The sequence below is a fragment of the Peribacillus sp. B65 genome (assembly GCF_058513295.1).
On record NZ_CP195840.1, the window covers coordinates 5,498,561 to 5,504,709 of the forward strand.

At 35.9% G+C, this 6,149-nt stretch carries 8 protein-coding genes; 6 read left to right on the forward strand and 2 right to left on the reverse strand.

What is annotated here, in order from left to right:
- Positions 1 to 215 precede the first annotated feature (215 nt).
- Both ACSR9O_RS27190 and ACSR9O_RS27195 read left to right on the forward strand, forming a co-directional pair.
- Positions 216 to 476 carry a hypothetical protein gene (locus tag ACSR9O_RS27190; protein WP_260358059.1) on the forward strand — a complete coding sequence of 87 codons (261 nt, stop codon included), beginning with the start codon at positions 216 to 218 and terminating at the stop codon, positions 474 to 476.
- A gap of 534 nt (positions 477 to 1,010) precedes the next feature.
- Complete coding sequence (locus ACSR9O_RS27195; protein ID WP_491725420.1) at positions 1,011 to 2,546, forward strand: APC family permease; 1,536 nt, start codon at positions 1,011 to 1,013, stop codon at positions 2,544 to 2,546.
- A gap of 251 nt (positions 2,547 to 2,797) precedes the next feature.
- Here ACSR9O_RS27195 and ACSR9O_RS27200 read toward each other — a convergent pair whose 3' ends face one another.
- Both ACSR9O_RS27200 and ACSR9O_RS27205 read right to left on the reverse strand, forming a co-directional pair.
- A complete protein-coding gene (locus ACSR9O_RS27200; RefSeq protein WP_214795833.1) occupies positions 2,798 to 2,947 on the reverse strand; it encodes a hypothetical protein in 150 nt (49 codons plus the stop codon).
- The gene (locus tag ACSR9O_RS27205; protein ID WP_056519634.1) at positions 2,944 to 3,360 is read right to left on the reverse strand and encodes a helix-turn-helix domain-containing protein; all 417 of its coding nucleotides are present in this window, start codon (positions 3,358 to 3,360) and stop codon (positions 2,944 to 2,946) included. Before ACSR9O_RS27205 ends, ACSR9O_RS27200 begins: the two co-directional genes overlap by 4 nt.
- A gap of 356 nt (positions 3,361 to 3,716) precedes the next feature.
- Between ACSR9O_RS27205 and ACSR9O_RS27210 the strand changes: the two genes are divergently transcribed.
- The 4 genes from ACSR9O_RS27210 (at position 3,717) to ACSR9O_RS27225 (ending at position 5,690) form a co-directional block, all read left to right on the forward strand.
- Entirely contained in the window at positions 3,717 to 4,064 is a 348-nt protein-coding gene (locus ACSR9O_RS27210; RefSeq protein WP_260358072.1) for a VOC family protein, read from the forward strand.
- Between the two features lie 455 nt (positions 4,065 to 4,519).
- A complete protein-coding gene (locus ACSR9O_RS27215) occupies positions 4,520 to 4,969 on the forward strand; it encodes a GNAT family N-acetyltransferase (RefSeq protein WP_201183769.1) in 450 nt (149 codons plus the stop codon).
- Positions 4,970 to 5,141: 172 nt separating this feature from the next.
- On the forward strand, positions 5,142 to 5,333 hold the full coding sequence (locus ACSR9O_RS27220; RefSeq protein ID WP_260358066.1) for a hypothetical protein: 192 nt from the start codon (positions 5,142 to 5,144) through the stop codon (positions 5,331 to 5,333).
- Between the two features lie 204 nt (positions 5,334 to 5,537).
- Complete coding sequence (locus tag ACSR9O_RS27225; protein WP_491725421.1) at positions 5,538 to 5,690, forward strand: hypothetical protein; 153 nt, start codon at positions 5,538 to 5,540, stop codon at positions 5,688 to 5,690.
- Positions 5,691 to 6,149 lie beyond the last annotated feature (459 nt).

The following is a 6,149-nucleotide window of genomic DNA, read 5'->3' on the forward strand; positions in this document are numbered from 1 at the left end:
GTGAATCGAACTAATGGGTGCTTTACTTCAATAGGGGAGTTGCTTCCGCAGCTTTTTTTCTTATGGAACTAACGGAGCAGAATAATTCAATAGAAAGATAAGTTTATTTTAGAATAAATGGAGTAATTTTCAAAAAAGGTGTGAAGGAAAGTGGCTTTAGAAGAGGAAAATCAATACTGAAAATAAGATGAGTAAAAAGAGAAGGGGGCTATAAAATGTTAGTTAAATATATTGAAGGTGAATTAGGAGAAATTAAAGAAAATATAAATAGTTATTCTTATAACAATCTATATGTGCGAATTGGTGAAAAAGTTGAGCTAGGTTCAAAATTGTGCGAAGTAGTTGATATTGTACACTATCCTACTACGATTGAAGAAAATTATACAGTAGATGTTTTTGTGAAAGTAATAAAAAAACTCCCTGAATCATGGTGGGAGAGACCTTTATTCTCACGAGCTAAGAAAAGTGAATATTAATATCTTAGACCAAACAGAAGAGATAAAAAAACGTGAAGAATTAGAAAAAGGTACTAAAAGTTAGAAGTTCCTCCTCAACAAACGGGTGCGTTAGTTGAACAAGAATTACACATTAATGACCAAAAACACTTGGGTACTCAAGTGTTTTTTATGCTAATTATATTGTTATTTAATCTGCTATTTAACTTGCCAATTCGTATGTTATTTACTTTGTTATTTGGCTTTTTCTCCACGTTATCTGAACTACTTACTAAAAAGCTAGGGTTCTGCCCAACAATTCCACGTTCCTATGAAGTTATGAATAAATTATGCATTAATGATTAAAAAGTAATAACAGATGGAAGTTATTTGGCATAAAATCCCTATCCCCCATCTTAAAATTATTTCAGAGTTGAATACAAAATATCAAAATTGAAATTTAATTGTAAAATTTACCTCTATCAAAGTGTAATTAACTGAATATTTATATTATTTTTTATATTGGCACAACAATTGCATATAAGAATATATCTACCATTTTAAGGAGGCTCAAATATGCAAGAAAATCTGAATAAAAATATTGGAGGTTCTGCGTCAGAACATTATGATAGTGATGCTGCACAACTGGCATCGCTTGGATATGAATCTGAATTTCGCCGCGACATGAGTCCGTGGGCAAACTTTTCGCTAGGGTTCACTTATCTTTCACCTGTAGTAGGTGTGTACTCACTATTTGCATACGCACTTGCGCAAGGTGGCCCACCTATGATTTGGAGTTTTTTCATCGTTGGACTCGGACAATTACTAGTCGCACTTGTCTTCAGTGAGATTGTTGCGCAATACCCTGTTGCAGGAGGAGTTTATCCTTGGGCACGAAGACTATGGGGGCGCAAGTGGGCGTGGATGACTGGCTGGGTTTACTTAATGGCCTTGCTTGTGACGATTGCCAGTGTCGCGTACGGAGCTGGACCTTATCTAGCACAAGTTTTGGGTTTTGAAGTATCGGTGGACTCTGCGATTCTTTGTGCAGTAGTCCTTCTTGCACTATCGACTATCATCAATTTTCTTGGCACAAAGGTTCTCGCGGCTGCAGCAGTTATTGGTTTTGCTGCTGAACTTATCGGTGCGCTTGTAGTTGGATTTTGGTTGCTTATCACACAAAGGGTGCACGGTCTTGATGTGCTCTTTGATTCTTTTGGTGCTCAAGGTAGTCATAGCTACATGTATGCATTTGCAGCAGCTGGATTAATTGGAATTTTTCAATATTATGGGTTCGAAGCCTGTGGTGATGTTGCTGAAGAAGTACCGAATCCAGGTGTTCTTATCCCAAAGGCAATGCGTCGGACCATTTACATTGGCGGTGCTGCAGCAACTTTTGTTTGCCTTGCTTTAGTACTATCAGTTGCTGATATCCCAGCAGTTATCGCTGGTAAGGACGTAACGCCTGTTGATACCTTACTAAACGATGCATTTGGTGCTGTTGGCGCGAAGATTGTACTGGGTATTGTGTTGATTTCTTTCCTTTCATGTGTAATGAGTTTACAAGCGGCAGCAAGCAGACTTGCCTATTCGTATGGCCGTGATGACATGATTGTAGGAAGCCGATTGTTAAAGAAATTTTCGGCTGCTCGTCACATTCCACCTTATGCGCTGCTTCTTGCCGCAATTGTCCCAGCCCTCATTGTGCTTGGATCAAAAGTGTCTACAGATGCGCTCACAAAGGTAATCAGTTTTGCGGCATTTGGCATTTATCTTGGATTCCAAATGGTTGTCTTTGCTGCACTTCGAGCTAGACTAAAAGGATGGAAGCCAAGTGGTAAGTATCAATTGGGCAAGTGGGGACTGCCCGTCAATATTGGTGCGCATGTCTACGGAATCATCGCAATGATCAACATGTGTTGGCCAAGAACGCCAGATGCACCTTGGTATGATAACTATATCGTGCTCGTTTCAGGAGTCATAGTTGTAGGTATTGGTTTACTGTATATGATGATTCATCGTAGCTACGGACATAGCAATGTGCCGTATAATGTTGCGATACCGAAAAAATATATCTCTCATAAAAACAAGCGCAATGACATGTCAATGTAGGTTTGTTGCTAACTCATATTAGCCACTCTAAAGGGTTTTCCTTCTTCACTTTTTTTATTCGTAAAAATCTCTTAAACTTTGATTACCAGAAATTATATTTTCACTCGTTTTTTTTTCACGCATCCCGTAAACTAGACTGGACACTCACATATTAAAACAGAAGGGTTCGAGATCTTTTAAAGATTCTCGAACCCTTCTGCTTATGTTCAATTATTCTATCAACGCAGACTTACATTTTACTAATTTTTTATTCATCCCCATCCGTCCTTCCATTGGCGAAAGTTAATGGACGTAATCGGTTTTTCTTTTCCAGTCATTTCACTATACATATAATCGATTCCTTTGATCATTGCGTAGAAGGTTACAACAGGGATTATCAATGCAGTCGTAAAAGGTATCATTCCTTATCCCTCCATTTATCCAATTCTTCATCATTCACGTTAATGGCATAACTTCTGCCTTCCTTCTTCAAATACCCTTCATTTACTAATTCCACCATCATGGCATGAACCTTATTATTCCCTAAACCTATCAATCTTGCTAACTCATTTACTCGGAGCTCACCAGTGTTTGCGATCCAGCGTTTCAGCTGGTCAATTGGTTCTTCTTCTTTGACCTCTTGAATTTCACCCTCCACAACAACCCCGTCAAACAGATGAATAAGCTTATCAAAGATATCCTCCTCCTCTTCCTTATTCAGTGTTAATACTGGGGCTTGGAATCGTTTAAACTCATTCTTACTGCCCTCAATCTTAGCGATACGGTCACAAAGTAACGGGTGCGTTAATTGAATAAGGAAAAGCAAAGACCACAAAAATTGTGGTCTTTTTTTTGCTCAAAAATCAACAATTTACTTTAACAGAGCCAAAATTTAAAATTGAAAATTTTACAATTACATTCTTTGAGTTGTTGTGGTAAATGAGGTCATTTTGAGGTCAGCATAAATAAAAAGGGATAGATTTCTATCCCTTTTGTTTCTACTTGTTTTAATGATCAACATCTTATTAAATACTATATAAAACCCCTATAAAATAACATTTATATGGAATTACATATAACCGAAGCAGCCTTTTTTAAATTGTTCTAACTGGCAGGTTAGTGAAAGAGGAATTCGCTTTCAAAACTAGAATTTAAATTAATAACTAATGGGATAGGAAGGAGATTCTTATGATAATAAAGGGTTTTGGAGGAATCTTTTGGAGGACTAAAAATCTAGAGGATATAAAAAAATGGTACAGTAAAGTCCTAAAAATTGAAATTGAAAATTGGAATGGTACCATTATTACACCACAATCAGGCAATGAAACTATCTTTTCCTTCTTTTCTGAAAATGACCGCTATTTTCCAACAGAACAACAAGTGATGTTAAACTTTCAAGTTGAAAATTTGGATGACAGTATCAAACATATAGAAAAAATGGGTATTCCCCTTGTTATGGAAAAGACGATTAATGAATTTGGAAAGTTTATTTGGATTGAAGATCCAGAGGGAAGACGTATAGAGCTTTGGGAGAAGTAATAGGATAATAATAAATTTTGTTGTTGAACTACCATGAAAATAAGTTACTTTAATAATGAAAAATGACAATACTTAAGAAGACCCTGCTCAATCGTTTAAAAAAAGAGGAGAGCGTTAATTAGTCTATGGATTAAGGTTGACTGGATTAAGGTCAGTATCAGTATGGACACTTCCCAACCATTTTCATTCTTTGTGGTGGATCGCCGATTTTTGCGATTCATGGATGGCTAACGGGTGCTTACTTCAATAAGGGAGGTTGCTGAGGCAGCCTTTTTCTTATGGCACTAACGGGGCAGGTTAGTTCTATAAGGGAAATGGTCTTTTATGGTAAAATCAATAAGTAAAGGGAACTTTTACCTTTTTGTTTAGTTTAATAAGAATCAATGGTAAAATGATGAGAATTAATTATGCTATGGGGCTGGTCAGTTGTAATTTTATAAAGGAGTTGTGAGAAGTTGAAATATCGTAAAGCAAATATCGATGATATTGATAAATTGGTCGAGTTAAGAAAAAAGCAATTAGTTGATGAGGGGATAGAACCTAATATAGATATTGATAGAGAACTATATGTTTTCTTTAAAAATAAACTAAGTGATGGTACTTTAATTCAATGGCTAGTGGAGGATAATGAAGAAATTATAGCTTGTGGTGCAGTAATTTTTTATGAATTTCCACCTTGTTACACCAATAAGACTGGAAAAAAGGCTTATATCACAAATATGTATACTAATGAAAATTATCGTGGGCAAGGAATCGCAACAAAGCTGTTAACTAAATTAGTTGATGAAGTTAAGATTTCAGGTATTTCACAAATATGGCTTGGGGCTTCAAAAATGGGTAGACCAGTGTATAAGAAGTTTGGTTTTATGGAAACTGATGAATTTCTAGAATTAAATATTTTTTAATAATTTGTGAAGTATAACACTTAAACTAACGGGTGCGTTAGCTGAAGATCAGAGCTGTCTTTAAGGCAGCTTTTTCTTATGGAACTATAGGGGCAGGTTAGTTCAACAAGGAATAATGCATTTGAAATAGAATTTATATAGTACGTCAATTAAGGAAGAAGGATGAATGATATTGATTAATACAGTTTTTTCATATGTTCTTCTCGGTGTGATAATTTTCTACGCCTTGGAATGGGCAGCTGTTGGTTCAGGTTTTAAGGTACTAATTGGTGGGTGTTTTGGTTTACTTTTATATATAGCTATTCATTTTAGTAAGAACCAAAAAATAAAGAGTGATATGGAAGAGCTCGATGACAGGCAATAATATCCTAATAGGTGCCTTACTTCAATAAGGGAGTTGTTTTGGCAGCTCTTTTTCTTATGGAACTAACGGGGCAGAATAGTTAAACAAAGATTGAGACCTTGCTGATGGATTAATATATGAAGTAAAGGAGTGTCAAACTATTTATTGCAACAAGAAAATTGGATTATAATTTAAATTAATATTGAGTTATTGGGAGTTAGACAGATGAAAAAGAAAAAAAGAAAAAAAGAAAAGCAAAACGGCTTTTTTAAAGAAATCCTAATTGAGCTTAGGGATTCAATCTTTTTTGAAGTGGCTTGGAACATCTTAATGTTTATACCAAGAATGATGATTCGCTTAATAAAGAACATTTGGTGAAGTGGTTAGTCAGAATAGAGCTAACGGTGCTTTAGCTGAAGATCAGAGCTGTCTTTAAGGCAGCTCTTTCTTTATGCAACTATCGGGGCAGGTTTGTTGAAGAAGGAGTACTTTAACCAACCCTAGAATAAATAACAAATTGAATTTTTAATGTAGGCTAACGGGTGCTTGGGAACAAGATGATTGTCACTGCGGCGGTTTTTTTCTTATCCACTAAAGTGCAGTTTAACGCAGCCTCAGGATTAAACTTATGTTCGTTTTGGATTTTAGTCTAATCTCAGTATAAAGAACGCTAACCGAAATGATTAATGTTCTATACATGATGGATGAGAACATGCAGATGGCGGATATCTGGTGATCACAGTATTCGATTCAAAAAAAACGATCTCTGATTATGCGAAAGCACAGACGCTTTTAAAGTAAGACTGAACGATACGATTACGAGGGTCAGTCACAGTG

Excerpts from the sequence above, each read along its gene's own strand:
- ACSR9O_RS27190 (WP_260358059.1), top strand. The coding sequence starts at position 216 with ATGTTAGTTAAATATATTGAAGGTGAATTAGGAGAAATTAAAGAAAAT.
- ACSR9O_RS27200 (WP_214795833.1), bottom strand. The coding sequence starts at position 2,947 with ATGATACCTTTTACGACTGCATTGATAATCCCTGTTGTAACCTTCTAC.
- ACSR9O_RS27225 (WP_491725421.1), top strand. The coding sequence starts at position 5,538 with ATGAAAAAGAAAAAAAGAAAAAAAGAAAAGCAAAACGGCTTTTTTAAA.
- ACSR9O_RS27195 (WP_491725420.1), top strand. The coding sequence starts at position 1,011 with ATGCAAGAAAATCTGAATAAAAATATTGGAGGTTCTGCGTCAGAACAT.